This window comes from Streptococcus mitis subsp. hohhotensis, assembly GCF_020089495.2.
GTDB lineage: Bacteria > Bacillota > Bacilli > Lactobacillales > Streptococcaceae > Streptococcus > Streptococcus hohhotensis.
Window position 1 is genome coordinate 1 of sequence record NZ_JAIRCA020000037.1, and the last position, 3,384, is coordinate 3,384.

Below are 3,384 nucleotides of genomic sequence, written 5' to 3' on the forward strand. Positions count from 1 at the left end.
ACAAACTAGAATAAGGACTGACATCCATAGTTAACTGATTATCAAGCATCATTTCACCTCATCTCTAGTATAACAAAAAAGCCATCAATTTGATGACTTTTTCAGTAGGCTCGTTCATAATCGTTGTTTTTTATATATGCGTAATATAAGGATTTAGAGTTTCGGTATTTTTTATAAAAGAATTAACTAAAATACTAATTCCATAAATCATGTTCGTTAAAATTCTACATTATTAAAGTGCAAAATTAGGATAAAGAATTTATCTATTCATCCTCAGAAAGTCAGACTTTTTCCTTGACTATTTCTGACCAAGTGATACAATAGAGCTATGAATTAGCACTCAGATATAAAGAGTGCTAATAATATCTATCTCATTATGGAGGAAATCAGATGTTGAAACCGTTAGGAGACCGTGTGGTCTTGAAAATCGAAGAAAAAGAACAAACTGTTGGAGGCTTTGTCCTTGCAGGTTCAGCCCAAGAAAAAACAAAAACAGCCCAAGTTGTAGCTACTGGACAAGGTGTTCGTACCTTGAACGGTGACTTGGTTGCTCCAAGTGTTAAAGCTGGAGACCGTGTCTTGGTTGAAGCTCACGCAGGTCTTGATGTCAAAGATGGTGATGAAAAGTATATCATCGTAGGCGAAGCGAACATCTTGGCTATCATTGAAGAATAGAAGGAGAAAGTAAGTATGTCAAAAGAAATTAAATTTTCATCAGATGCCCGTTCAGCTATGGTCCGTGGTGTCGATATCCTTGCAGATACTGTTAAAGTAACCTTGGGACCAAAAGGTCGTAACGTTGTGTTGGAAAAATCATTTGGCTCACCCTTGATTACCAATGACGGTGTGACCATTGCCAAAGAAATCGAATTGGAAGACCATTTTGAAAATATGGGTGCCAAATTGGTATCAGAAGTAGCTTCAAAAACCAATGATATCGCAGGTGACGGGACTACAACTGCAACTGTTTTGACCCAAGCTATCGTCCGCGAAGGAATCAAAAACGTCACAGCAGGTGCCAATCCAATCGGCATTCGTCGTGGGATTGAAACAGCAGTTGCTGCAGCAGTTGAAGCCTTGAAAAACAATGCTATTCCTGTTGCCAACAAAGAAGCCATCGCTCAGGTTGCCGCCGTCTCTTCTCGTTCTGAAAAAGTTGGTGAGTACATCTCTGAAGCTATGGAAAAAGTTGGCAAAGATGGAGTCATTACTATCGAAGAATCACGTGGTATGGAAACAGAACTTGAAGTTGTGGAAGGAATGCAGTTTGACCGTGGTTATCTTTCACAGTATATGGTAACAGATAGCGAAAAAATGGTAGCTGATCTCGAAAATCCATACATTTTGATTACTGATAAGAAGATTTCAAATATCCAAGAAATCTTGCCACTCCTAGAAAGTATTCTCCAAAGCAATCGTCCACTCTTAATTATTGCGGATGATGTGGATGGCGAAGCTCTTCCAACTCTTGTTTTGAACAAGATTCGTGGAACTTTCAACGTAGTAGCAGTTAAGGCACCTGGTTTTGGTGACCGTCGCAAAGCCATGCTTGAAGATATCGCCATCTTAACAGGAGGAACAGTTATCACAGAAGACCTAGGTCTTGAATTGAAAGATGCTACAATTGAAGCTCTTGGTCAAGCAGCGAGAGTAACTGTGGACAAAGATAGCACTGTTATCGTAGAAGGTGCTGGAAATCCTGAAGCGATTTCTCACCGTGTTTCAGTTATCAAGTCTCAAATCGAAACCACAACTTCTGAGTTTGACCGTGAAAAATTGCAAGAACGCTTGGCGAAATTGTCAGGTGGTGTAGCAGTCATCAAGGTCGGAGCTGCAACTGAAACTGAGTTGAAAGAAATGAAACTCCGCATTGAAGATGCCCTCAACGCTACTCGTGCAGCTGTTGAAGAAGGTATTGTTGCAGGTGGTGGAACAGCTCTTGCCAATGTGATTCCAGCTGTTGCTGCCTTGGAATTGACAGGAGACGAAGCAACAGGACGCAATATTGTTCTCCGCGCCTTGGAAGAACCTGTTCGTCAAATCGCCCACAATGCAGGATTTGAAGGATCTATCGTTATCGATCGTTTGAAAAATGCTGAAGTTGGTATAGGCTTCAACGCAGCAACTGGCGAATGGGTCAACATGATTGAAGAGGGAATCATTGACCCAGTTAAAGTGAGCCGTTCAGCCCTACAAAATGCAGCATCTGTAGCCAGCTTGATTTTGACAACAGAAGCAGTCGTAGCCAATAAACCAGAACCAGTGGCCCCAGCTCCAGCAATGGATCCAAGCATGATGGGCGGCATGATGTAAGCTTTCTATAGAAAACAACTTATAAAAAACACAAAAGGAGGGAATGTCTATCCCTCTTTTTATACTATACACTTTTAAATAGATTTGAGCTCTCCTAACTTATATGATAAAATAAGACTAGAAAAAGGAGAAGAACATGATCGATGTAGAAGAAATTCTGAGCAAGATGAACCCCAATCAGAAGATTAATTATGACCGTGTCATGCAGAAGATGGTACAAGTATGGGAGAAAAATGAGCAACGGCCAACCATTCTCATGCATGTTTGCTGTGCCCCTTGCAGTACCTATACCCTAGAATATTTGACCAAGTATGCAGATGTGACTATCTATTTTGCCAATTCTAATATCCATCCCAAGGCAGAATACCATAAGCGTGCCTATGTGACTAAAAAGTTTGTCAGTGATTTCAATGAGCGGACTGGCAATAACGTTCAATACCTAGAAGCTCCTTATGAACCTAACGAATATCGTAAACTGGTTCGAGGTTTGGAAGAAGAGCCTGAAGGTGGCGACCGTTGTAAGGTTTGCTTTGACTACCGCCTGGATAAGACAGCGCAAGTGGCTATGGATCTGGGCTTTGATTATTTTGGCTCAGCCTTGACCATTAGTCCTCATAAGAATTCTCAAACCATCAACAGCATCGGAATCGATGTGCAAAAAATTTATACAACCCACTATCTTCCAAGTGATTTCAAGAAAAATCAGGGCTACAAACGTTCAGTAGAGATGTGTGAAGAGTATGACATTTACCGTCAATGTTATTGTGGATGTGTCTATGCAGCACAAGTCCAGAATATTGACCTGGTTCAAGTTAAGAAGGATGCCACAGCTTTCTTGCTGGATAAGGATGTTGAAAAAGATTATTCCCATATCAAATTTACTGTTACGAAATTAGATATATAGAAATCACCCCAGCTGAAAAGCTGGGTTTTTCAAATAAAAAAACCAGGGCTTTCACCCCAATGTCATTAAGTTAAGAAATTCAAATACAATTCTGTATTTGGGTTTCTTTTTTATGTGATAAACTTATAGTTAAGGAGGGATTTCCCATGATAAAACAGATAAAAGCC

Annotated in this window: 3 protein-coding genes; all 3 read left to right on the forward strand. The window is 40.3% G+C overall.

Annotation, left to right across the window (positions count from 1 at the left end; genetic code table 11):
* Positions 1–390: 390 nt before the first annotated feature.
* The 3 genes from groES (at position 391) to K4Z77_RS09685 (ending at position 3,217) form a co-directional block, all read left to right on the forward strand.
* A complete protein-coding gene (groES, locus tag K4Z77_RS09675) occupies positions 391–675 on the forward strand; it encodes a co-chaperone GroES (protein ID WP_000917323.1) in 285 nt (94 codons plus the stop codon).
* A 15-nt stretch (positions 676–690) separates the two neighbouring features.
* Positions 691–2,313, forward strand: coding sequence for a chaperonin GroEL (gene groL, locus K4Z77_RS09680; RefSeq protein WP_224219179.1), 1,623 nt, complete (start codon positions 691–693; stop codon positions 2,311–2,313).
* Positions 2,314–2,449: 136 nt separating this feature from the next.
* A complete protein-coding gene (locus tag K4Z77_RS09685) occupies positions 2,450–3,217 on the forward strand; it encodes an epoxyqueuosine reductase QueH (protein WP_224219180.1) in 768 nt (255 codons plus the stop codon).
* The last annotated feature ends 167 nt before the right edge of the window (positions 3,218–3,384 follow it).